Annotated in this window: 21 protein-coding genes; 7 read left to right on the forward strand and 14 right to left on the reverse strand. The window is 62.2% G+C overall.

The window, feature by feature from the left end:
* Window positions 1–132: 132 nt before the first annotated feature.
* Window positions 133–348, reverse strand: a complete 216-nt coding sequence (rpsU, locus tag ACMGGN_RS24015) for a 30S ribosomal protein S21 (protein ID WP_003255575.1) — start codon at window positions 346–348, stop codon at window positions 133–135.
* Between the two features lie 204 nt (window positions 349–552).
* On the opposite strand from rpsU, the gene tsaD reads away from it, so the two are divergent.
* Entirely contained in the window at window positions 553–1,578 is a 1,026-nt protein-coding gene (gene tsaD, locus ACMGGN_RS24020) for a tRNA (adenosine(37)-N6)-threonylcarbamoyltransferase complex transferase subunit TsaD (protein ID WP_251962683.1), read from the forward strand.
* Window positions 1,579–1,594: 16 nt separating this feature from the next.
* On the opposite strand, the gene plsY is transcribed toward tsaD, so the two are convergent.
* Window positions 1,595–2,164 carry a glycerol-3-phosphate 1-O-acyltransferase PlsY gene (gene plsY, locus ACMGGN_RS24025; protein ID WP_012316571.1) on the reverse strand — a complete coding sequence of 190 codons (570 nt, stop codon included), beginning with the start codon at window positions 2,162–2,164 and terminating at the stop codon, window positions 1,595–1,597.
* Between the two features lie 74 nt (window positions 2,165–2,238).
* Between plsY and folB the strand changes: the two genes are divergently transcribed.
* Both folB and folK read left to right on the forward strand, forming a co-directional pair.
* Window positions 2,239–2,595 carry a dihydroneopterin aldolase gene (gene folB, locus ACMGGN_RS24030; protein ID WP_009682799.1) on the forward strand — a complete coding sequence of 119 codons (357 nt, stop codon included), beginning with the start codon at window positions 2,239–2,241 and terminating at the stop codon, window positions 2,593–2,595.
* Window positions 2,586–3,095: a 2-amino-4-hydroxy-6-hydroxymethyldihydropteridine diphosphokinase gene (gene folK / locus ACMGGN_RS24035; RefSeq protein ID WP_039602169.1), complete on the forward strand. Its 510-nt coding sequence runs from the start codon at window positions 2,586–2,588 to the stop codon at window positions 3,093–3,095. Before folB ends, folK begins: the two co-directional genes overlap by 10 nt.
* Before the next feature lie 56 nt (window positions 3,096–3,151).
* On the opposite strand, the gene ACMGGN_RS24040 is transcribed toward folK, so the two are convergent.
* The 11 genes from ACMGGN_RS24040 to ACMGGN_RS24090 all read right to left on the reverse strand — a co-directional run bounded on the left by ACMGGN_RS24040 (window position 3,152) and on the right by ACMGGN_RS24090 (window position 17,184).
* A complete protein-coding gene (locus ACMGGN_RS24040) occupies window positions 3,152–4,264 on the reverse strand; it encodes a multifunctional CCA addition/repair protein (protein ID WP_204919034.1) in 1,113 nt (370 codons plus the stop codon).
* A 58-nt stretch (window positions 4,265–4,322) separates the two neighbouring features.
* A complete protein-coding gene (locus ACMGGN_RS24045) occupies window positions 4,323–5,891 on the reverse strand; it encodes a SpoVR family protein (RefSeq protein WP_046787570.1) in 1,569 nt (522 codons plus the stop codon).
* Entirely contained in the window at window positions 5,888–7,159 is a 1,272-nt protein-coding gene (locus ACMGGN_RS24050; RefSeq protein ID WP_012316567.1) for a YeaH/YhbH family protein, read from the reverse strand. Before ACMGGN_RS24050 ends, ACMGGN_RS24045 begins: the two co-directional genes overlap by 4 nt.
* Window positions 7,160–7,335: 176 nt before the next feature.
* Window positions 7,336–9,258 carry a PrkA family serine protein kinase gene (locus ACMGGN_RS24055; RefSeq protein ID WP_012316566.1) on the reverse strand — a complete coding sequence of 641 codons (1,923 nt, stop codon included), beginning with the start codon at window positions 9,256–9,258 and terminating at the stop codon, window positions 7,336–7,338.
* Window positions 9,259–9,539: 281 nt separating this feature from the next.
* On the reverse strand, window positions 9,540–9,869 hold the full coding sequence (glpE, locus tag ACMGGN_RS24060; RefSeq protein ID WP_046787571.1) for a thiosulfate sulfurtransferase GlpE: 330 nt from the start codon (window positions 9,867–9,869) through the stop codon (window positions 9,540–9,542).
* 15 nt (window positions 9,870–9,884) lie between these two features.
* Entirely contained in the window at window positions 9,885–10,751 is an 867-nt protein-coding gene (locus ACMGGN_RS24065; protein ID WP_115273034.1) for a symmetrical bis(5'-nucleosyl)-tetraphosphatase, read from the reverse strand.
* Window positions 10,751–11,131 (reverse strand): Co2+/Mg2+ efflux protein ApaG, encoded by a 381-nt coding sequence (apaG, locus tag ACMGGN_RS24070; protein ID WP_012316563.1) that lies wholly within the window; start codon window positions 11,129–11,131, stop codon window positions 10,751–10,753. The genes ACMGGN_RS24065 and apaG overlap by 1 nt, the downstream gene beginning before the upstream one ends.
* 159 nt (window positions 11,132–11,290) lie before the next feature.
* On the reverse strand, window positions 11,291–12,091 hold the full coding sequence (gene rsmA, locus ACMGGN_RS24075) for a 16S rRNA (adenine(1518)-N(6)/adenine(1519)-N(6))-dimethyltransferase RsmA (RefSeq protein WP_046787573.1): 801 nt from the start codon (window positions 12,089–12,091) through the stop codon (window positions 11,291–11,293).
* Window positions 12,088–13,077, reverse strand: a complete 990-nt coding sequence (gene pdxA / locus ACMGGN_RS24080) for a 4-hydroxythreonine-4-phosphate dehydrogenase PdxA (RefSeq protein WP_161872218.1) — start codon at window positions 13,075–13,077, stop codon at window positions 12,088–12,090. The genes rsmA and pdxA overlap by 4 nt, the downstream gene beginning before the upstream one ends.
* Entirely contained in the window at window positions 13,074–14,393 is a 1,320-nt protein-coding gene (surA, locus tag ACMGGN_RS24085; protein ID WP_046787602.1) for a peptidylprolyl isomerase SurA, read from the reverse strand. The genes pdxA and surA overlap by 4 nt, the downstream gene beginning before the upstream one ends.
* Window positions 14,374–17,184, reverse strand: coding sequence for an LPS-assembly protein LptD (locus tag ACMGGN_RS24090; protein WP_251962684.1), 2,811 nt, complete (start codon window positions 17,182–17,184; stop codon window positions 14,374–14,376). Before ACMGGN_RS24090 ends, surA begins: the two co-directional genes overlap by 20 nt.
* Before the next feature lie 130 nt (window positions 17,185–17,314).
* On the opposite strand from ACMGGN_RS24090, the gene ACMGGN_RS24095 reads away from it, so the two are divergent.
* Genes ACMGGN_RS24095 through ACMGGN_RS24105 form a run of 3 tightly spaced genes read left to right on the forward strand, consistent with a single transcriptional unit; the run spans window position 17,315 to window position 19,768 of the window.
* The gene (locus tag ACMGGN_RS24095; protein WP_414156336.1) at window positions 17,315–18,334 is read left to right on the forward strand and encodes an aminoglycoside phosphotransferase family protein; all 1,020 of its coding nucleotides are present in this window, start codon (window positions 17,315–17,317) and stop codon (window positions 18,332–18,334) included.
* Window positions 18,331–19,002, forward strand: coding sequence for an N-acetylmuramate alpha-1-phosphate uridylyltransferase MurU (murU, locus tag ACMGGN_RS24100; RefSeq protein ID WP_251962686.1), 672 nt, complete (start codon window positions 18,331–18,333; stop codon window positions 19,000–19,002). The genes ACMGGN_RS24095 and murU overlap by 4 nt, the downstream gene beginning before the upstream one ends.
* Window position 19,003: 1 nt before the next feature.
* Window positions 19,004–19,768, forward strand: coding sequence for a TerB family tellurite resistance protein (locus tag ACMGGN_RS24105; RefSeq protein ID WP_046787603.1), 765 nt, complete (start codon window positions 19,004–19,006; stop codon window positions 19,766–19,768).
* A 78-nt stretch (window positions 19,769–19,846) separates the two neighbouring features.
* Here ACMGGN_RS24105 and ACMGGN_RS24110 read toward each other — a convergent pair whose 3' ends face one another.
* On the reverse strand, window positions 19,847–20,842 hold the full coding sequence (locus ACMGGN_RS24110) for an alpha/beta hydrolase family protein (RefSeq protein WP_115273029.1): 996 nt from the start codon (window positions 20,840–20,842) through the stop codon (window positions 19,847–19,849).
* A 95-nt stretch (window positions 20,843–20,937) separates the two neighbouring features.
* On the opposite strand from ACMGGN_RS24110, the gene ACMGGN_RS24115 reads away from it, so the two are divergent.
* Window positions 20,938–23,325 (forward strand): PAS domain S-box protein, encoded by a 2,388-nt coding sequence (locus tag ACMGGN_RS24115; protein ID WP_119687862.1) that lies wholly within the window; start codon window positions 20,938–20,940, stop codon window positions 23,323–23,325.
* The last annotated feature ends 1 nt before the right edge of the window (window position 23,326 follow it).

Raw genomic sequence — 23,326 nt, forward strand, 5'->3', positions numbered from 1 at the left:
TGATGCGCTTTGCCCATTGCAGGTTGCGATGGACGCCTTGAACTAGCTGCTCAAGGTTGAAACAAACCGCTGCCATCGGCCCGGCGGTGAGCCGGGCAGGGCAGAAGCTTTGCGTAGAACGGCTGTACTGTATTAGTACAGACGAACGGCGCGGCGCTGTTCGCGCTGAACTTTCTTGGCGTGACGCTTAACAGCAGCAGCTGCTTTACGCTTACGCTCGGCGGTCGGCTTCTCGTAAAACTCGCGGCTACGAACTTCAGCCAGTACACCGGCTTTTTCGCAGGAGCGCTTGAAACGACGCAGAGCTACGTCGAAGGGTTCGTTCTCTTTAACTTTGACGGCTGGCATCCAGGGCTACCTTAATTCATTACCGGGGTAGACGTGCTCCTGGCAAAACAAAGGTGTGCTGGAGAACGTCGGTTTTCAAGGGTTGCGGATGTTAACCCTTAGCAAGCCGGAATGCAAAGCCTCTGATCGAAAACCGCTGGTCGGCACCCGGCACGGGGACTATCATGCGCGGCTTCGAAATCAGCCCCCACAAGGGACGAGCCCATGCTAGTACTGGGATTGGAAACATCCTGCGACGAAACCGGCGTCGCATTATACGACAGCGAACGCGGTTTGTTGGCCGACGCGCTGTTCAGCCAGATCGACCTGCACCGCGTGTTTGGCGGGGTGGTACCCGAGCTTGCCTCACGGGACCACGTCAAGCGCATGCTGCCCCTGATCCGCCAGGTGCTGGACGAGGCGGGCTGCGTGGCCACCGAGATCGACGCCATTGCCTACACCGCAGGCCCTGGCCTGGTCGGAGCGCTGCTGGTGGGTGCGTCCTGCGCCCAGGCTCTGGCTTTCGCATGGGATATTCCGGCGATCGGCGTGCACCATATGGAAGGCCATCTGTTGGCGCCCATGCTTGAGGAAAATCCTCCGCAGTTTCCGTTCGTCGCTTTGTTGGTGTCTGGGGGGCATACCCAGCTGGTTCGGGTCGATGGCATCGGCCAGTACGAGTTGCTGGGCGAGAGCCTGGATGATGCTGCTGGCGAAGCGTTCGACAAGACTGCCAAGCTGATCGGCCTCAATTACCCGGGTGGCCCGGAAATCGCTCGCCTGGCAGAACGGGGCGTACCGGGGCGTTTTGTGTTCCCGCGGCCGATGACCGACCGTCCGGGCCTGGCGTTCAGCTTCAGTGGCCTGAAGACCTTTGCCCTGAACACTTGGCAGCAGTGCCGCGATGCTGGTGACGACAACGAGCAAACCCGTTGCGACGTGTCCCTGGCGTTCCAGCAGGCTGTGGTGGAGACTCTGACCATCAAGTGCAAGCGCGCACTGAAGCAGGCCGGCCTCAAGCGTCTGGTGATTGCCGGTGGCGTGAGCGCCAACAAGGCATTGCGTGCCTCCCTCGAGGACATGCTCGGCAGTATCAAAGGCAACGTGTACTACGCGCGTCCCCAATTCTGTACCGACAACGGCGCGATGATCGCCTATGCCGGTTGCCAGCGGCTGTTGGCCGGGCAGCAGCAGGACCTGGCGATCAGCGTGCAGGCGCGCTGGCCGATGGAGCAGTTGCCACCGTTGTAAGCCGCTTGCGTGTGCGTCAGAAGTGGCGTTCGCGCCCGGCGAACAGGTCGCGCAGGTTATTGCGGTGGCGCCAGACGATCATCACGGTCAGCACGCTGATCGGCAGCAGGGCCGCTGGCTCGCGCCAGGCCAGCAGTGGCAGGGTCAGCGGTGTGGCGATCAGCGCGGCCAGCGAGCTGGTGCGGGTGAGGTAGAACGTCAGCAGCCAGGCGGCGATGGCCAGTAGCGCGGCGGGGAAGTACAGGCCCATGAGCATGCCGGCCGCCGTGGCCACGCCCTTGCCGCCCTGGAAACGGAAGTACACTGGGAACAGGTGGCCGAGCACCGCGCAGACGCCTACCCAGGCCTGCTCTTGCAGGTCGAGCCCGGCCAGGCGTGCCAGCATTACGGGCAGCAAGCCCTTGCACAGGTCGCCAAGCAGGGTCAGGATCGCCATTTTGCGGCCCGCCAGGCGTAGCATGTTGGTGGCGCCGGCATTGCCCGAACCGCAGGAGCGCGGGTCCGGGCTGCCCGAAAGGCGGCTGAGGACGATGGCGAAGGACAGCGAGCCGAGCAGGTAGGCGAGCAGCGCCAGTAACCAAAACATGCTAACTATTCCGGGCGAGGACGCCTTGATTCTAACGGCGCCAGTCGCCCTTGTCGTGCTGTGGAGAGAAGTGCTTGGACAGAGTGTTCATCGAAGGCCTGGAAGTCGATACCGTCATCGGTGCCTATGACTGGGAACGGGATATTCGCCAGTGCCTGCGCCTGGACCTGAGTTTCGCCTGGGACAATCGCCCGGCAGCGGCTGGCGATGATCTGAACCTGGCGTTGGACTATGCCAGTGTTTCGGCGCGTATCCAGGCCTTTGCCGAGCAGGCGCGTTTCGAACTGGTGGAGACGTTCGCCGAACGGCTGGTCGCGGCCCTGATGGAAGAGTTCCACATCCCTTGGGTGCGGCTCAAGCTGACCAAGCCGGGTGCGGTCCCTGCGGCCCGAGGCGGTGTTGGCGTGGAGATCGAGCGCGGATGTCTCTGAGCACGGTTTACCTGGGCCTGGGCAGCAACATCGATCGCCATGCGCACCTGTGCGCAGGGCTCGATGCATTGGCGGCGATCCTCTGTGACATGCGTTGTTCTCCGGCGTTCGAAAGCCAGGCTGTGGGGATCAAGAGCGGCCCATTCATCAATTTCGTGGTGACGGGCAAGACCGACCTTGGGTTGATGGAGCTGGACCGCCGGCTCAAGTTCATCGAGGCTGACAATGGCCGCTACGCGCCCGACCGCAAGGGCCTGCCGCTGGATATCGATGTGCTGATGTATGACGATCTGCATGGCACGTTCGATGGGCTGGTGTTGCCCAGGGCCGAGATTCTGAAGAACGCTTTCGTGCTATGGCCGTTGGCGCTGCTGGCGCCTGAGCTGGTGCATCCGGGAGAGGGTAAGAGCATGGCCCGGTTGTGGCAGGAGGCTAATATCGACCAGGTGTTGGCGCCGGTCGCGTTTGAATGGCGCGGTTTGCAGCTTACCAGCGTCTGAGCCGGGGTGATCGCTGCTCGTACTGGCCCCTTCACGGGTAGGTACGAGCAGTTGGATCAGTTTTCGGCATTGGCCTTGTAGGCCTTCAGTGCCTCCAGGCGCTGATGCTTCAGCGCCTCCCCCAATGCCTGCCCGGTCAGCCCTGCTTCCACCAGGGGCTTCGCCTCTACCGCCCTGGCGGCCGCTGCCGCTGCGCGCAGGTAATCAGCCTGTGGATAAGCCTGTGCGCTTCCTTGGGCAACCATCTGGCACACGGAAATGAAATCCTCGAAGCGTTGTGGTCGCCGATACACGTCGAACTTCTGAAGCAATGCCAGCATGTCTTCTGGCTCCAGCTGCAAGGCCCTGTGGCCGTTGCTGGCGCATTCACCCACCAGCATGGCCAGTTCCTGGCATTCACGCGGCGCCTTGAAGCGCTGGTTGAGCGCTTTGATCGAGGCTGGCTCCAGGCTATGCAGCAGGCAGGCCCAGCGAATGTGCAGTGGCTGATGATGTTTGGCTGCTTGCGTGAGTGCCGCCAGCGCAGCCGCATCTCCCTCAAGCTCAGGCATCAGTTGTTTCAGTGCTGCACAGTCGCTCAGTACGTTGATGAACACCTGTGGCTCATCTTCCATCAGCGCTCGCTCGATCTCTTTCCAGCTGCGTTCAGCCGTCAGCGCCTGCAGTTCGCCAGAAGTCGCGATCTGCTTCATCAGCTCCAGTGTTTCATCGGCGACCCTGAACCCTAGCGGGGCATAGCGTGCGGCAAAGCGGGCAACACGCAGTACGCGCAAGGGGTCTTCGGCGAATGCCGGGGACACATGGCGCAGAAGGCGTTGCTCAAGATCGGCCCGACCGTGAAAGGGGTCCAGAACGTTCCCCTGATCATCCTCGGCCATGGCATTGATGGTGAGGTCGCGACGGATCAGGTCTTCTTCGAGGGTCACCTCGGGGCTGGCGTGGAAGGTGAAACCGCCATACCCGCGCCCGCTCTTGCGCTCGGTACGCGCCAGGGCATATTCCTCGCCCGTCTTGGGGTGCAGGAAAACCGGGAAGTCAGCGCCAACTGGGCGAAAGCCCTTGGCGTGCATTTCTTCGACGCTGGCACCCACCACCAGCCAATCGATGTCACTGACCGGGCGCCCGAGCAGGCGGTCGCGTACGGCGCCGCCGACTTTGTAGATTTGCATGTGCAGCCTCCATTACTGCCCACAGGATACCCTGTCGGCAGCAATGGTGGTGTGCAGGCTAGAGGTGATGGATGACGGCCAGGTCCATGCGGCCGTAGTCGCCGGCTTCGCCATGCTCGCCACGCGGTGGCATGTGGTGGGTCTTGACCACTTGATCGCCTTGCACGGTTTCCAGGTGGATGTCGAAGCCCCAAAGGCGGTGCAGGTGCTTGAGCACCTCCTCGGTGGAGTCACCCAGCGGTTTGCGGTTGTGTTGCTGGTGGCGCAAGGTCAGGGAGCGGTCGCCGCGGCGGTCGATGCTCCAGATCTGTACGTTGGGTTCGCGGTTGCCCAGGTTGTACTGGGCCGCGAGTTGCTCGCGTATCGCCCGGTAGCCAGCTTCGTCATGGATCGCAGGCACCAGCAGGTCGTCGCGCTGGTCGTCATCCAGGATGCTGAACAGCTTGAGGTCGCGGATCACCTTGGGAGACAGGTACTGCAGGATGAAGCTCTCATCCTTGAAGCTGCTCATGGCGAACTTGATGGTCGACAACCAATCACTGCCGGCAATGTCCGGGAACCAGCGGCGATCTTCCTCGGTAGGGTTTTCGCACATGCGGCGGATGTCGGTGTACATGGCGAAACCCAGGGCATAAGGGTTGATGCCGCTGTAATAAGGGCTGTCGAAGCCGGGCTGGAACACCACACTGGTGTGCGACTGAAGAAATTCCATGATGAAACCGTCGGTTACCAGGCCCTCGTCGTACAGGTCGTTCATCAGGGTGTAGTGCCAGAAGGTCGCCCAGCCTTCGTTCATGACCTGCGTCTGGCGTTGAGGGTAGAAGTACTGCGCGATCTTACGCACGATACGCACCACTTCGCGCTGCCAAGGCTCGAGTAGCGGGGCGTGTTTTTCGATGAAGTAAAGGATGTTTTCCTGCGGTTCGGCGGGGAAGCGCGCATCATCGCGGTCGCCGCCTTTCTCTGCGCCTTTGGGAATGGTGCGCCACAGGTCGTTGATCTGGCGTTGCAGGTGCTCCTCGCGCTCCTTCTGGCGGCGCCGCTCCTCCTCGGCGGAGATCGGGTAGGGACGTTTGTAGCGGTCCACGCCGTAGTTCATCAAGGCGTGGCAGGAGTCGATCAGGTCTTCGACAGCATCGATGCCGTGGCGCTCTTCGCACTGGGCGATGTACTGCTTGGCGAACACCAGGTAGTCGATGATCGAACTGGCATCGGTCCATGTGCGGAACAGGTAATTGCCTTTGAAGAAACTGTTGTGGCCATAGCAGGCGTGGGCAATCACCAGTGCCTGCATGCACATGGTGTTTTCTTCCATCAGGTAGGCGATGCAGGGGTCGGAGTTGATCACGATCTCGTAGGCCAGGCCCATCTGGCCGCGGCTATAGGACTTCTCGGTGCTGAGGAACTGTTTACCGTAGGACCAGTGGTGATAGCCCAGCGGCATGCCGACGGAGGCATACGCGTCCATCATCTGCTCGGCTGTGATCACTTCGATCTGATTGGGGTAGGTGTCCAGGGCATAACGTTCGGCCAAACGGCTGATTTCCCGATCGTAGGTCTGGATCAGCTCGAACGTCCACTCGGACCCGGTGGAAATGGGTTGGCGTCTCTGTTCTCTGGCGCTCATGTGGCTAACCTGCGCTGGAAGAGTTCACGGAAGACCGGGTAAATGTCACCGGCCGAAACCAACTGCTGCTGGGCGAACGTGTCGGGGAAAGCCTCGCCGATACGCTCGTATTCGTACCACAGCGCCTGATGCTCGCGGGGGGTGATCTCCACGTAAGTGTAGTACTGCACGTGCGGCATGATCTGTTTGGAAAGGATCTCACGGCAGATGGGCGAGTCGTCGTTCCAGTTGTCGCCGTCGGAAGCCTGGGCGGCATAAATGTTCCAGTCACTGGCCGGGTAACGTTCGGCCATGATCTCCTGCATCATCTTGAGTGCACTGGAAACGATGGTGCCGCCGGTCTCGCGGGAATAGAAGAACTCTTCTTCGTCCACTTCGCGGGCACTGGTGTGGTGGCGGATGAACACCACCTCGATGCGGTCATAGTTGCGCTTGAGGAACAGGTACAACAGGATGAAGAACCGCTTGGCGATGTCCTTGGTGGCCTGGGTCATCGAGCCGGACACGTCCATCAGGCAGAACATCACGGCCTTGGAACTGGGGTTGGGCTGCTTGACCAGCAGGTTGTACTTGAGGTCGAAGGTATCCAGGAACGGCAGGCGGTTGATACGGGCCTTGAGCCGCTCGATCTCTTGCTCGACCTCCTGGATGTCGGTGAAGTTGTCGGGCTCCTCGACTTTCAACCGGGCCAGTTCCTTCTGCGCCTCGCGCAGCAGTGCGCGGCTGCTGCCGGTCAAGGCGATACGCCGGGCATGGGCCGAGCGCAGGGTGCGCACGATATTGATGCGCGACGGGTTGCCTTCGTTGGCGATACCGGCGCGCACGGTCTTGAAGGTGTCGGCACCGGTCAGGTGGCGTTTGACCAGGTTGGGCAGCTCGAGGTCTTCGAACATGAACTCGAGGAACTCTTCCTGGGTGATCTGGAAGACGAAGTCGTCCATGCCCTCGCCGGAGTTGCCTGCCTTGCCGCGGCCACCACCGCCGCCACCGCCCTGCGGCCGGGCGATATGTTCGCCAGCAGTGAATTCCTTGTTGCCCGGATGCACGATGGTCTGCTTGCCGCCGCGGCCATGGTGCAGCACCGGTTCGTCGATATCACGTCCCGGGATGCTGATCTGCTCGCCGTGCTCCATGTCCATGATGGAGCGACGGCTTACGGCCTCTTCGACGGCTTTCTTGATGTGTTCACGGTAGCGCCGCAAGAAACGCTGGCGGTTGACCGTGCTCTTGTTCTTGCCGTTCAGGCGTCGGTCGATAACGTAGCTCATGGTCCCTCCGGTGACTGGATGCAGCTGCAACTGCAAGCCACAAGCTTCAAGCCACAAGCTTCAAGAAAGAGCAGCCAGCGCTGCTGCAGGCTGTGGCGTCGGGTTTGAACCGAGCGCGCACAACTTGCAGCTTGCTGCTGGCGGCTTGGAGCTTGCTGCAGGGGCAGCTTGCCGCTTTATTGCGATTTCCTGACCCGCAGGTACCATTCCGACAGCAGGCGCACCTGTTTATCGGTGTAGCCACGCTCCACCATCCGCGTGACGAAGTCGTTGTGTTTCTGTTGATCTTCTTTGCTGGCCTTGGCGTTGAAGCTGATGACTGGCAGCAAGTCTTCGGTGTTGGAGAACATTTTCTTCTCGATCACCACCCGCAGCTTCTCGTAGCTGAGCCAGCTTGGGTTCTTGCCGTTGTTGTTGGCACGGGCACGCAGTACGAAGTTGACGATCTCGTTGCGGAAATCCTTCGGATTGCTGATGCCAGCCGGTTTTTCGATCTTTTCCAGCTCTTCGTTCAGGGCAATGCGGTTGAGGATCTCGCCAGTTTCCGGGTCGCGGTATTCCTGATCCTGGATCCAGAAGTCGGCGTACAGCACGTAGCGGTCGAAGATGTTCTGACCGTATTCGCTGTAGGACTCGAGGTAGGCGGTCTGGATTTCCTTGCCGATGAACTCGATGTAGCGTGGCGCCAGGTATTCCTTCAGGTAGCGCAGGTAGCGTTCACGCACTTCCGCCGGGAATTGCTCCTGTTCGATCTGCTGTTCCAGCACATAGAGCAGGTGCACGGGGTTGGCCGCCACTTCGTGCGGGTCGAAGTTGAACACCTTGGAGAGAATCTTGAAGGCAAAACGCGTGGACAGGCCGTTCATGCCTTCATCGACACCCGCAGAATCGCGGTACTCCTGGATCGATTTGGCTTTCGGGTCGGTATCCTTGAGGTTTTCGCCATCGTAGACACGCATCTTGGAGTAGATGTTGGAGTTTTCCGGCTCCTTCAGGCGTGAGAGCACCGTGAACTGGGCGAGCATCTTGAGCGTATCGGGTGCGCAATGGGCCTTGGCCAGCGAACTGTTGACCAGCAGTTTGTCGTAGATCTTGATCTCGTCGCTGACGCGCAGGCAGTACGGCACCTTGACGATGTAGATCCGGTCGATGAACGCCTCGTTGTTCTTGTTGTTGCGGAAGGTGTGCCACTCCGATTCGTTGGAGTGGGCCAGCAGGATCCCGGAATAAGGGATCGCGCCCAGGCCTTCGGTACTGTTGTAGTTGCCTTCCTGGGTGGCGGTCAGCAGCGGGTGCAGGACTTTGATGGGCGCCTTGAACATCTCGACGAATTCCATCAGGCCCTGGTTGGCCCGGCAAAGCGCGCCCGAGTAACTGTAGGCGTCGGCATCGTTCTGCGGGAATTCCTCGAGCTTGCGGATATCCACCTTGCCGACCAGGGCCGAGATGTCCTGGTTGTTTTCGTCGCCTGGTTCGGTCTTGGCGATAGCGATCTGGTTGAGGATCGAGGGGTACAGCTTGACCACCCTGAACTTGCTGATGTCGCCACCGAACTCCTGCAGGCGCTTGGTGGCCCATGGCGACATGATGGTGTTCAGGTAGCGCCGCGAGATGCCGTACTCTTCTTCGAGGATGGCGCCATCTTCAGTGGCGTTGAACAGGCCCAGCGGCGACTCGAAAACCGGCGAGTCCTTGATCGCGTAGAAAGGGACCTTTTCCATCAGCTGCTTGAGCTTTTCGGCCAGCGACGATTTGCCGCCACCCACCGGGCCCAGCAGATAGAGGATCTGTTTCTTCTCTTCAAGGCCTTGGGCGGCGTGGCGGAAGTAGGAAACGATCTGGTCGATGCACTCTTCCATGCCATGGAAGTCGGCAAAGGCCGGATACCGGCGGATCACCTTGTTGGAGAAAATGCGCGACAGTCTGGAGTTGCTTGAGGTGTCGATCAGTTCCGGCTCGCCGATGGCCAGCAACAGCCGTTCAGCCGCCGATGCGTAGGCACTGCGATCCTCTTTGCACAGCTCGAGGTACTCCTGCAGCGAGAGTTCTTCCTGGCGCGTAGACTCGAAACGTTGTTGGAAGTGGCTAAAAATACTCATGACGTCACCTCGCTCGATACGTGGAGACGACGCCGGATCAGTCAGCTGATGCTGGCATGCAACCGGGCTTGCCGATTGCTGTATACCCCCCAGAACACCCTGTAACGCTACCGATGACCCGCACGCCGGTGTACCGGCTCTCCCCTTTTTTGGATGGCCTGCGCTTAAGAATAGTTGGTTATCCGCAAGGTCAAGGGCAAGCGGCGCAGAAGTTGTCGGCGACCGTTCGTCAGGTGAGGCGCGAGCCCGCGTGGGGCGCGGGCTGGAGTGGAATTAAAAAATTATTCAGGGGTGCCTTGCGCGGTCTCGTCCGGGTAGGTGGTGCGCCACAGCTCGAAGCCGCCATCGACGCTGTAAACGTCGGAAAAACCTTGGCCAACCAGGTACGCGGCCGCGCTCTGGCTGGAGTTGCCGTGGTAGCAGACCACAAGGGTCGGGGCATCCAGGTCGGCATTGCGGATGAAGTCGGCAACCGAATGATTGTCCAGGTGCCGGGCGCCGGCGATGTGGCCGGCGGCATAGGCCTGCGGGTCGCGAATGTCGACGACGACCGCACCTTGCGCGCGCAAGGCCAGGGCCTGCTCGGGAGGGATGCGTTTGAATTCGCTCATGGGTAGGGCTTTCCTTCAGGGCTGATCGTTAAGTTTAGTCGGTTGTGCCGGCGGGCGCAGGGTGCCGTCGTCGGCGCAGTCGCAGCGCAGGTATTCACCGCTGTCGACATTGTAGAGGGTCATGGTGCCACCCCATACACAGCCCGTATCGAGGGCGATGATGCCGGGCTCCTCGACGCGCCCTTCGAGTGCGGCCCAGTGGCCAAAGATGATCTTCACATGCCGCGAGCGGCGGTCCTTGTGCGCGAACCAGGGCTTGTAACCTTTCGGTGCCGTGCCCAGCCCTTCCTTGCTCTTGAGGTCGAGCTTGCCTGTGCCAGTGCAGAAGCGCATGCGGGTCAGGTAGTTGGTGATCACCCGAAGGCGCTCGACGCCGCTGAGGTTCTTGCTCCACTTGTTCGGCTCGTTGCCGTACATGCCATCGAGGTACAGCTTCAGGCGCTCGTCATCGCGCAGCACCTCCTCGACTTCGCCAGCCAGCTCCAGGGCTTTGCCCAGTGTCCACTGGGGGGGGATGCCAGCGTGCACCAAGGCAATGCCGCGCGGCTCGTCATAGTGGAGCAGTTTCTGTTGGCGCAGCCAGTCGAGCAGTTGATCGGCATCTGGCGCCTCGATGATTTCGCGCAGGGTATCGCTTTTCTTCAGGCGTTCGACATTTTGCCATGCAGCCAGCAGGTGCAGGTCATGGTTGCCCAGCACGCAGGTCAGCGAGTGGCGGATCGAGTAGAGGTAGCGCAGTGTCTGCAGCGATTCAGGCCCGCGGTTGACCAGGTCACCGACCAGCCACAGGCGATCGACAGCCGGGTCGAACTTGACGCGCTCCAGCAGGCACTTGAGGGGTTGCAGGCAGCCTTGCAGGTCACCGACGGCGTAGGTAGCCATCAGTGCAGGGCCCCCGGCACCGCCAGGCGGAAGGGGGCAATGTCGGCCTCGAAGCGTTTGCCGTCCTCGGCGAACATCTGGTAGCTGCCCTGCATGGTGCCCACGCGGGTGCTGATCACTGCACCGCTGCTGTACGTGTGGCTCTGGCCCGGCTCGATGGTCGGTTGTTGGCCGATCACACCTGCGCCGCGTACCTCCTCCACTTCACCATCACCGTTGGTGATCAGCCAGTGTCGAGACATCAGCTTGGCTTTGATCGAGCCATTGTTCTGCACTGTTATGGTGTACGCGAATGCAAAGCGATCGCTTTCGGGGTCGGATTGGTCTTTCAGATAGCGGGTCACGACGCTGACGTCGATCTGGTAACGGGGATCGGACATGCATGGGCCTTGGTCAAACAAGCGAATACGGCGATACATGCAGTCTAGGCCATTGGCGGGGGGGAGGGCCAGTGGTGTCGGGGAGGGAGGGGGCTTTAAAGTCTTGGGCTGTGGCAGCGTCTTCGCAGGTTGCCCGCGAAGACGCCGGTGCCAGCGCTGTCAGGCTTGCTGGTCTGCCAGCTGGTCTGCCAGGCGTACGAATGCGGCCAGGTCCAGCTGCTCGGGGCGCAGGCTGCCATCCACGCCAGCGGCCTCGATGGCCTGGCTGTCGAGTAGGCCTTTGAGGGTATTGCGCAGCGTCTTGCGGCGCTGGTTGAAGGCTTCGCGCACGACGCGTTCCAGCAGCAGGTGGTCCTTGGCCGGGTGCGGCAGCACCTCATGCGGTACCAGGCGTACGATGGCCGAGTCCACCTTCGGCGGCGGGTTGAACGCACCTGGGCCTACGTTGAACAGGTGCTCGACCCGGCAGTGGTACTGCACCATGATCGACAGCCGGCCCCAGTCACCGCCGCCAGGCCCTGCGGCCATGCGCTCGACCACTTCCTTCTGCAGCATGAAGTGCATGTCGCGAATCAGCCCGGCGTGGCTGAGCAGGTGAAAAATCAACGGCGTGGAGATGTTGTAGGGCAGGTTACCTACGACTTTGAGGCTGCGTGCCGGCACGCCCAGCTGGTTGAAATCGAACTTCAGGGCATCGCCCTGGTGCAGGCGGAAGTTGTCGCGCCCGGCAAACTTGTGCTGCAGGATCGGCACCAGGTCTTTGTCCAGCTCCACGACGTCCAGCTGTGCGCCGCTGCCCAGCAGGCCCTCGGTCAGGGCGCCCTGGCCCGGGCCGATCTCCAGCAGGTGTTCGCCGGCTTTGGCATTGATGGCGCGCAGGATGCGGTCGATGATGCCAGCGTCATGCAGGAAGTTCTGACCGAAGCGCTTACGCGCCCGGTGTTGATAATGCTCGTTCATGGTCGGTTCTCGGCCATCTGGTAGGCGGTTTCCAGGGCGACGCGCAGGCTGCCGGTGTCGACGTTGCCGGTACCGGCAAGGTCCAGGGCGGTGCCGTGATCGACCGACGTGCGGATGATCGGCAGGCCCAGGGTCACGTTGACTGCAGCGCCGAAACCTTTGTACTTGAGTACAGGCAGGCCTTGGTCGTGGTACATCGCCAGCACCGCGTCGCAGTGCTCCAGATATTTGGGGGTAAACAGGGTATCGGCCGGCAGCGGGCCGCGCAGGTCCATGCCTTCGGTGCGCAGGCGGGCCAGTGCCGGTTCGATGATGTCGATTTCTTCGCGGCCCAGGTGGCCGCCTTCGCCGGCATGCGGGTTGAGCCCGCAGACCAGGATGCGTGGGTTGGCGATGCCGAACTTGTCGCGCATGTCGGCGTGCAGGATGCGGGTAACCCGCTCCAGGCGCTCAGGGGTGATAGCGTCCGCGATGTCGCGCAGTGGCAGGTGCGTGGTTACCAGCGCCACGCGCAGGCCATGGGTCGCCAGCATCATCACGACCTGGGCGGTGTGGGTCAGCTCTGCCAGGAATTCGGTATGCCCGGAAAAGGCGATGCCGCTTTCGTTGATCACGCCCTTGTGCACAGGGGCCGTGATCATACCGGCGAAATGCCCTTCAAGGCAGCCTTGCCCGGCCCGCGTCAGGGTCTGCAGGACAAAAGCCGCGTTGGCCTTGTCCAGCATGCCCGGCACCACGGGGGCGGCCAGGGGAGTATCCCAGACGTAGAGGCTACCTGCCGGCGCCGGCTGGTCAGGCCAGTGGCCCGGCGCTACCGCAAGCAGGTTGACGGCCAGCCCCAGCTGCGTGGCCCGCTCGGCGAGCAGGTCACGGCTGGTGATGGCGATCAGGGGGTGAGGCTGGGGCTCGGCGGCGAGCAGCAGGCACAGGTCGGGGCCTATGCCGGCCGGTTCGCCGGGAGTGACGGCGAAGCGCAGGGGCTTCACTGTGCGGCCTGGTCAGCGCCAGGCAGCTTGATTTCAACGTAGGCTTCGTCGCGGATCTGGCGCAGCCAGGTCTGCAGCTCTTCGTCGTACTTGCGGTTACGCAGTACGTTCATTGCCTGCTGCTCGCGTGCCTGTTCGGTGCTGTCGGTGGCACGACGGCCCAGCACTTCCAGGACATGCCAGCCGTACTGGGTCTTGAACGGTTTGGTCACGACACCCTGCTGGGCGTTGGCCATCTGCTCGCGGAACTCCGGTACCAGGCTGTTCGGATCGACCCAGTTGAGGTCACCGCCGTTAAGCGCTGAACCCGGGTCTTCCGAGAAGCTTTTCGCCAGCTCGGCGAAGTCTTCGCCGTCCTTGATCCGTTCGTACAGGCGCTCAGCCAGCTGCTCGGTGGCGGCTTCGCTGCGGATTTCGCTTGGCTTGATCAGGATGTGGCGTACATGCACTTCGTCACGCAGCACGTTTTCGCTGCCGCCGCGCTTCTCTTCGAGCTTGATGATGATGAAGCCGCTAGGGATGCGCAGTGGCTGGGTGATGTCGCCCGTGGCCATGCTGCTGAGCAGCTTGGCAAATTCAGGCGGCAACTGGCCAGCTTTACGCCAGCCCATCTCGCCACCTTCAAGGGCGTTCTCGCTGGCCGAGTTGGCAATCGCCATCTGGCCAAAGTCAGCGCCCTGGCGCAGTTGCTGGTACACGTCACCGACCTTGCGCGCAGCCTTCTGGATGTCGTCCGAGTTGGCGCCTTCCGGGGTTGGGATGAGGATGTTGGCCAGACGGTAGTCTTCGGACATCTGCATCTTGCCCAGGTCCGAGGCGAGGAAGTTTTTCACTTCCTGCTCGGAAACCTGGATGCGCTCGGCCACACGGCGCTGGCGCACGCGGCTGATGATCATCTCGCGTTTGACCTGCTCGCGGGCGTCGTCGAACGACAGGCCGTCGCGGGCCAGCGCGGCGCGGAACTGGTCCAGCGACATGCCATTGCGCTGGGCAATGGTGCCGATGGCCTGGTTGAGTTCCTCGTCGGTGATGCGGATGCCCGAACGTTCACCGATCTGCAGCTGCAGGTTCTCGACGATCAGGCGTTCCAGTACCTGCTGCTCCAGCGCGCTGGTCGGCGGTACGCCGCCGCCGCGCTTGGCGATGGTTTGCTGAACCTCCTGGACGCGCTGGTCCAGTTGGCTTTGCATGACCACGTCGTTGTCGACGATGGCCACCACACGATCCAGGGGTTGCACCGCGGCATGCACCGCGCCACTCAGCAATACAGCGCCCAGCAACACTGGGCGCAGACGATCAATAAGCTTGGTCTTCACGTGTACGGTAACCTTGAATGCCTTCGTCGAGGAACGATTCGACCTTGTTGCCTACCACACCACCGAGACCTTTGAGCACGATCTGAAGGAAGATGCCGTGGTCGCCTTTCTCGTTCTGTGGGGTAGCCTGGCTGAAGTCGTCGTAGTCGATCCAGTAGCGGTTGATCAGACGCAGTTTCCAGCAGCAGTTGTCATACTCGAAACCGCCCATGGCTTCCAGGGTGCGGTTGCGGTTGTAATCGTGCTGCCAGCGGGCGATCACGCTCCATTGCGGCACGATCGGCCAGATGACCGAGAAGTCGTGCTGCTGGATCTTGTAGTAATCCTTGATGTAGTTCGCGCTGCCCGGCGTGCCATAGTCGCCGCCGCCCACTTTCCAGGTACCGGTGGTGGAGTCGTAGGCGATGGTGTCGTTGCGGTAGCGATAGCCCAGGTTGACGACCTTGTTCGGGTTGTCTTCCGGCTGGTAATGGAACATCGCGGCACCCGAGCGTGGGCTGCTGGTTTCCGGGTCCCAGTTGTAGTTGGCGTTGAAGCGCCAGTCGCGGTTGAAGCGGTAGCCGTACAGCAGGGCGTAAGGCGACACATCTGCCTGCGAGTCGGTGCGGGTGCGATAGTCGATGCCTGGCAGCTGGACCTTGCGATCCTTGAAGTAGTAAGCCTGGCCAATGCTCAGGAACTGGCGCTCGAAGCCGTTTTCTTCGATCCACCGCGTGGTCAGCCCCAGCGACAGCTTGTTCTCGTCACCGATGCGGTCGGTGCCGCTGAAGCGGTTTTCACGGAACAGGGAGTCGTAACTGAACAGCGTTTCACCCGTGTCGAACAGCGGGATGTCCATCTGGTCTTTGTACGGGACGTAGAGATAGAACAGGCGCGGTTCGAGGGTTTGACGGTAGTTGGTGCCGAACAGCGAGGTGTCGCGGTCGAAGTACAGGCCGCTGTCTACGCTGAAAATCGGGATGTCGCGGCTCTGGCTGCTCGAGAAGTCACCGCGCAGGTCGCGTGTGGCTTGCGAGGCACTGGCCAGGTCAGATTTGCCTTCGCTGTCCAGGTCCAGATCGTAGTTGGTGTACATGTAGGTCAGCTTCGGCTTCACGTAGCCGTAGCTGGCCTCCATCGGCAGGCTGATGGCCGGCGCGATGTTCAGGCGGTTACCGTTGGCCCTTGCCAGGCCGAAGATGTTCTCGTCAAGACGCTGGCCGTTGGCACCGGCAGTAGTGTCCAGCTGGCCATCTTCGTTGAAGACGGGGCCGTTCTTCAGGTCGCGATCAAAGCGCACGGCTTCGGTATTGTAGCTGAAGTCGAAGCCACCTGGGTGGTACGGCAGCATGCCGTTCAGGGTGATTTGAGGCAGCTTGTTATATGGGGTGATCTTCGAGATGGTGGCCATCTCGTAGGCCTGCAAGTTCAGGCGAGCCTGGTAGCTGTCGCCGCGATAGGTCAGTGCGCCTTGCTGGTTCAGCGCATCTTTGCTCTCGACGCCGATCTGGTCAGACTCCAGGTCCTGGAAGTAGAACGGGTCGCTGATGTCGGTGTAGTCCACCTCGGCCAACAGGCGCTCGTCCAGGCCACCTTTGTGCTGCCAGTTGACCATCCAGCGCTGATCTTCGTAATCAGTCTGCTCTTTGCGATCGTCGTTCTTGTCATTCAGGTACGCGCCGCCGAGCTGGCCTTCGCTGGACTTGGTCAGGTAGCGGAATTCGCCTTCCATCAGCAAGCCACGCTTGGTCATGTAACGCGGGTACAACGTGGCGTCGTAGTTGGGCGCCAGGTTGAAGTAGTACGGCGTGACCAGCATGAAGCCGGTGTCGCTGGTGCTGCTGAACGACGGTGGCAGGAAGCCGGATTGGCGACGGTCGTCGATCGGGAAATAGATGTACGGTGTGTAGAACACCGGGAAATCCTTGACCCGCAGGGTGACGTTGGTCGCGGTACCGAAGCCGGTGGCCGGGTTCAGGGTGATGTTGTTGCCCTTGAGCTGCCAGGCGTTGCTGCCCGGTTCGCACGTGGTGTAGGTACCATCCTTGAGGCGGATGATGGCGTTCTCGCTACGCTTGGCGTACAGGGCGTTGCCGCGGATGTGCGACTTGTGCATCACGTATTCGGCGTTGTCGACCTGGGCTTCGCCCGTGTCGAGCTGGATCTGCGCCTCGTCGCCCACGACCAGCGAGCCGTTGTCGCGAATCCTGACGTTGCCCTTGAGCTCGCCACGGTTCTCGGCCTGGTACAGGTTGGCCTCATCGGCTTCGGCCTGCATGCTGCCTTGGCGCATGACCACGTCACCGGCGAGGGTAGCGATCTGCTGCTCCTGCTGGTACTTGGAGACCTTGGCGTTGATGTAGGTCGGCGATTCGTCCTTGGGCGTGGTGTCGGCCATGCCAGGGCGAGTCGGCTCGATGTACGCGCCACCGCAGTACGGGCCGGTTTCGGCCAGCTGGGCAGCGGTGAGCTTTTCGCGCGGGACCCAATCGAGATGGCTGTAATCCTCGCTGCGCGACTTCAGGCCACGGCCTTTGCTCTCGGTGACCAGCACCGGCTTGTCAGCACTTTCGGCCTCGGCCGATGGGGCCTCGGTGCCGGAAGTGAGCGCAGCGCCGTCATGCACTGGGCGCGGTGGCAAGTTGTTGACTGGGCTCTTGGGCTTGCAGTCCCAACCACCGGAGGCGGACACTTGGCAGTCGAACTGCTCGGCTGCTACCACGTACGAGGTGGCAAAAGGTTGCAGGGCCAGCAGACCGCCGGTGACCAGCAACGGAAACTTTCTACGAAACGCGGGGGATTTCAATGCCATCTTATTAGTCCGGGCTTCCTGCGTGCCATCTGCCCGCGTGTGGGGCCGCACGCCTCTCGATGGTCTGAAAAAGATGCTGGATAATAAAGCATGACCCGCTTGACGGCTAGGGCCGTCGGAGACCCTTGTAATGCCTGACCACGATGTACGCCTGCAACAACTGACTGTCTGGCTCGCCGAGCAGCTCAATGTTCTTTTCCGCAACAACGCCTGGGGCGAGGTGCCCGAAGGCAGCCTGACCGCCGCCAGCAGCGATGCGAGCTTTCGCCGTTACTTCCGCTGGCAGGGCGCAGGCCACAGTTTTGTGATCATGGATGCGCCGCCGCCACAGGAAAACTGCCGCCCGTTCGTTGCCATCGACCATCTGCTGGCCAGTGCGGGCGTGCATGTACCGGTGATTCATGCCCAAGATCTGGACCGTGGTTTCCTGTTGCTGGGGGATCTGGGCCATCAGACATACCTCGACATCATTAACCCGGATAACGCCGATGCATTGTTTGCCGACGCGATCGACGCCCTGCTGGCGTTCCAGCGCCTGCCGATGGAAGCGCCGTTGCCGAGCTATGACGACGCCTTGCTGCGCCGTGAGGTCGAGCTGTTCCCCGAGTGGTATGTCGGGCGTGAGCTCGGCCTGGCCTTCAACGAGGCGCAGCAGGCCAGTTGGCAGCGCATCAGCCAGTTGCTGATCGACAGTGCCCTTGCCCAACCCAAGGTGCTGGTGCACCGCGACTACATGCCGCGCAACCTGATGCAGAGCGAACCGAACCCGGGCGTGCTCGACTTCCAGGACGCGGTGTACGGTCCGGTCACCTATGACATTACCTGCCTGTTCAAGGACGCTTTCCTCAGTTGGCCACAAGCGCGAGTCGAAGGCTGGTTGCGCAACTACTGGGACAAAGCGCAAGCCGCCGGGATCCCGGTTCAGCCGTCGTTCGAAGATTTCCAGCGCGCCAGCGACCTGATGGGTGTGCAGCGCCATCTGAAGGTGATCGGTATCTTCGCGCGTATCTGCCACCGTGACGGCAAGCCGCGCTACCTGGCTGATGTGCCGCGTTTCTTCGCCTATATAGACGAAGTGGTCGGCCGTCGCCCTGAACTGGCCGAGCTCGGCCAGCTGATCGCCGAACTCAAGGCCGGAGCGCGTGCATGAAAGCGATGATTCTCGCCGCAGGCAAGGGCGAGCGCATGCGCCCGCTGACCCTGCACACGCCAAAGCCGTTGCTGCCCGTGGCCGGCCAGCCGTTGATCGAATACCACCTGCGTGCCCTGGCGGCGGCCGGTTTTACCGACGTGGTGATCAACCATGCCTGGCTTGGCCAGCAGATCGAGGATCACCTCGGCGATGGCAGCCGCTTCGGCCTGAGCATTCGCTACTCCCCTGAGGGCGAGCCGCTGGAGACGGGGGGCGGGATATTCCAGGCATTGCCTTTGCTGGGCGACGCCCCGTTCCTGCTGGTCAATGGCGATGTCTGGACCGATTACCCGTTCGCGCGCTTGCGTGCACCGCTGCAGGGCCTGGCGCATCTGGTGCTGGTCGATAACCCTGGCCATCACGGGCGGGGCGACTTCCGCCTGCAAGGTGGGCAGGTGGTGGACGGTGACGAGCCCCCTGGCACCCTGACCTTCAGCGGCCTTTCAGTGCTGCATCCAGCCTTGTTCGCAGGTTGCCAGGCGGGGGCCTTCAAACTGGCGCCACTTCTGCGCCAAGCCATGTCGGCAGGCAAGGTGACCGGCGAGCACTACCGTGGCGCCTGGGTCGATGTCGGTACCCAGGAGCGCCTGGCCGAGGCCGAACGCCTTATACGCGAGCGTGCCTGAGATGTGGTGGCCAGGCACGGTAATCGGGCTAGGCGCGGGTTTCGCTGTCGCCAGCATCCCTGGCGCGCTGCTGGGGGCATTGCTTGGCCAAGCCATGGATCGGCGCCTGCGTGTGCAGGGTTGGGAAGACATGCGCGAACGGTTGGGAGGCCGGCCGGCCCTGCGTGACGAAGAGTTGTTGTTCGTCCTGCTTGGGCGGCTGGCCAAAAGCGATGGGCGAGTGGGCGAACAGCATATTCAGCAGGCGCGCCAGGAGATGGTCCGGCTGGGGCTGGCCGAGGCCGCCAGGATGCGCGCGATTGCCGCCTTCAACCGCGGCAAGGCGGGCAAGGACCGCTTGGCCCACCACCTGCGTCGCATTCGCTTGCAGCCACATGCGGCCGAGGGCACGTTGCGGGCGTGTTGGCGTATGGCTTGGGCTGACGGCAAGGCCGGGGATCATGAGCGGGAACTGCTGCTGGACTGGGGGCAGAAGCTGGGGCTCAGCCGGCGCCAGGTGCAGGCCATGTCGCTGGAATATGAGCCACGCAAAATGAGCACGGCCAGTAGCGTCATGACCTATGCGGCTGCGCTGCGCTTGCTGGGGATAGATGCCGATACGGAAGGCGACCGGGTCAAGCAGGCCTATCGCCGGCTGGTCAGCCGGCACCATCCGGACAAGCTGGCCGGGAGCGGTGCCAGTGAAGCGCAGCTCAGAGAGGCGACCGAACGCACTCGAGAGCTGCACCAGGCTTATGCGTTGATCCGTAAACGGCGGGGGCTCTAAGGCCCCTGTCACCGGCGAGCGGCGCTGTACCTGTGGCAGCCAGCCTGCTGGTGCAACGGCCGGAGCTGGCCCGTCACTTCATTCCTGCGGGCTCATCCACCCCCTGGCCCGGCGGAACAACTGTTCCTGTTCCGCGCTCTTGTTCCCCGGCATCGCAATCAGCGAAAGCTGCTTGTACTGGCTGTCTTTCTGGCGCTTGCTGGCCTGCAGGCGTTGCATGGCGGCATTGCGGTCGCCGGTGCGGGTTGCGTAGTAGATATCGGCAGTCGGCACTTTGAGGGTAGGTGTCAGGCTTTCCAGATCGTGCTCGACCCTTGCCGGGGTCTGCGCGGCGATCATCACCAGCTTCTGTACCTGCGGTGGTTGCTTCTCGCCCAGGTAGCGGGCTGCCCAGTAGGCGCCGCTGCCATGGCCGATCAGCACGATGCTGCGTGAGTTCTGTTGCTGAGCGTACGCCACCGCAGCATCCAGGCGCGCGAAGATGCGTTCGGCATCAGCCTGATCGTTCTGTTCGCTGGCCTGTTCGGCATCGGTGCTTTCTGCCGTGTCGGCATCCGCCGCAGTAGCCTGGGCCACGTTGGCGTTGGCATCGACGGGGGTTTCCTTTGCCGGTGCGCTCTCGCCCTGCTCTGGCTGCGGTGCGGCAGCTGGCGTGGCCTGGACCCGTGCCTGTGGGCTATCGGCGAGCAGGTCGGGCAGGCTCACGCTGAGGCTGTTCCAGCCGGCGTCAGGGAACTTGCGTCGCAACGGGCCGACCGCATTGGGCCAGTCGGCGGTTTCTCCGGCGCCAGGGACGATGATCACCGTGCCTTGCGGGTCGCTGTCGTTGGCTGGTTTCCACAGGGCCAGGAAGCTGTCGGACCCGGCTTCCAGCGTTTGCTGCTCGGCTTTGGGCAACAGGCGTTCAAGGGCCTGCGCATCTTCCTGGCTACGCTCCAGCAGCGGTGGGCGTGGCGCAGGTGCGGCGGCAGCCTCTTCGGTTGCTGGTTTTTCGGCGTCGGCGGCCAGGGCACCAAGTGGTAGGAGCGAGGCAAGGCAGCACATTGCCAGCGTCGTGCGATAAAGTGTGAACATGAATCAACCCAAGGCCAGAATGATACCGGCAGCCTAATAGTATTTGCCCGCGACGGCCATGCTGCATGGCCGCCCTTGCCAAGACGAGCGTGTAGATGAAGCGATTGCGTCGCCTGTTGGTTATCGGCTGCTTGTGGCTACCCTTGATTGCCTTGGCAAGGCCTGAGGCAGCACCTGCGGTGGTACTCGAACCTGCCCAGCAGCAATGGCTGGACACCCATCGCAGCCTGCGGGTCGGCCTGGTGCTGCAGGCGCCCTATGCCCAATTCGACCGCCGTCTGCAGCAACTCTACGGGGCCAATGTCGAGCTGGTGAACTGGCTGGCGCAGGCGCTCAAGCTGGACCTCACCTGGCGTAACTTCACTGACCAGGCCAGCCTCGAACACGCCCTGCAGGCGGGTGAAATCGACTTTGCCCCGGGCCTTACACAAACACCGGCCAGCTTGCGTCTGTGGTTGTTCAGCGACCCCTATATGCGTGTGCCGCAACTTGTGGTGGGGCCGCGGACCGGTGCGTTGGCCGTCGAGCTGGAAAAGCTTGAAGCCAACGAGCGTGTGGCGGTACGCATGCCCAGCGTGCTGGCCGATTACCTGCGGGGCAATTACGCCAATCTCAACCTGCAAGGTGTGCCCAACGAGCGCCAGGCCTTGCAACTGGTGGTAGGGGGCCAGGCCAGCTACGCGGTGCTGGATGAAGCCCAGCTCAGCCGGTTGTCCCGTGAAAGCGAGTTCGGTGACCTGGCAGTGCTCGGCGATATCGGCCTGCCGCAATTATTGCGCGTGGGTTCGCGGCGTGACTGGCCGTTGCTGGCCGATGTGCTTGAACGGGGCCTGCAGGCCATGCCCGCCAAAGAGCTGGAGCAACTGCATCAGCGTTGGTTGCAGCCCAAATACCCGCGTCTGAGCGACTCCACCGGTTTCTGGCAAAACCTTGCGTTGCTGTTCGGCATGTTGCTGCTGTGTGCCGGGGCCACCCTGGTGTGGCAGCGCCGCCAGCAGCGCCAGCTCGAGCGTAGCCTGCTGGCGGCGCGGGAGCACCTGGCTGAGCGGCAGGTGCGCGAGGAGGCACTGCGCCTGAGCCAGTTCGCCATCGACCAGAGTACGGTGGGCATCCTCTGGGTCAACTGGGACAGCCACGTGCGTTACGCCAACCACGCGGTGGGGCGCATGCTGGGTTATGCCGAGGCGGCGTTGCTGGAGCGTCCGCTGAGCGACTTCGAGCCGAACCTGAGCATGGACCGCTGGCTGCAGTTGTGGCGGGCCGCGCGAGCCGGGGAGGCCGGGGCTCGGCAGTTCGAAACCCAATGCCTGTGCGCCGACGGCAGTCTGTTGCCTGTTGAGTTGTCGTTGAGCTTCCTGCGCTTTCGCGATGCCGAGTACCTGGTGGTGTACCTTGCCGATGTCACCGAACGCCACCGCGCCCTGGCGGCGCTGCGTGAAAGCGAGGCGCGGCTCAAGGGTATTGCTGGCAATGTGCCGGGGCTGGTGTTCCGTCTGGAACCCGCACCAGCGGAAGGGGACCCGGAGTTCCCCTACATCAGCGAGGGCAGTGAGGCGTTGGTGGGTTATACGCCCGCGCAGATCCAGCACCCGCAGATGGGCTTGCGCAATCTGGTCCACCCGCAAGATCGTGCTGACTACCACCAGGTGCAGGACTTGGCCATTGCCAGCGATCAGGACTGGTCCTGGCAAGGGCGAATCCTCACCCGTGAAGGTGAGCAGCGGTGGGCCGACATCAAGGCCAGTACCCGCCGCCTGGCCAACGGCCGGGTGGTCTGGGACGGTATTGTCTGGGACATTACCCAGAGCAAGCGCGCGGAGCTGGCGCTTGCGAGGTCCCAGGAGCAACTGCGTGAACTGTCGGCACACCTGGAGAGCGTGCGCGAGGAAGAAAAGGCCCGTATCGCCCGCGAAGTGCACGATGAACTGGGGCAGATGCTGACCGTGCTCAAGCTTGAAGTGTCGATGTGCGAACTGGCTTTTGCCGAGCTTGACCCTGCGCTGAACGAGCGCCTGGCCAGCATGAAGCGCCTGATCGCTCAGCTGTTCCAACTGGTGCGCGATGTGGCAACGGCGCTGCGCCCGCCGATCCTGGACGCCGGTATCGCCTCGGCCATCGAATGGCAGGCACGGCGCTTCGAAGCGCGCACGCAGATCCCTTGCCTGGTGCAGGTACCGGATAATCTGCCAGCATTGAGCGATGCAAAAGCTATCGGCTTGTTCCGTATCCTGCAGGAGGCTCTGACCAACGTAATGCGCCACGCCCAGGCGCACAGTGTCGAGGTAGAGCTGGTGCGCGAGGGCGAAAAACTGCGTATGACGGTCAGTGATGACGGTAGCGGGTTCTGCCTGGACCAGCCACGGCCAACCTCGTTCGGCCTTGTGGGGCTGCGTGAGCGGGTACTGATGCTCGGTGGCAGCATGGTGTTGAATAGCGAGCCAGGTGAAGGTACCAGCCTGAGCGTGACCATAGCGTTGGATTAGG

This window comes from Pseudomonas sp. BNK-30, from assembly GCF_047456185.1.
Taxonomy (GTDB): Bacteria; Pseudomonadota; Gammaproteobacteria; order Pseudomonadales; family Pseudomonadaceae; genus Aquipseudomonas; species Aquipseudomonas putida_E.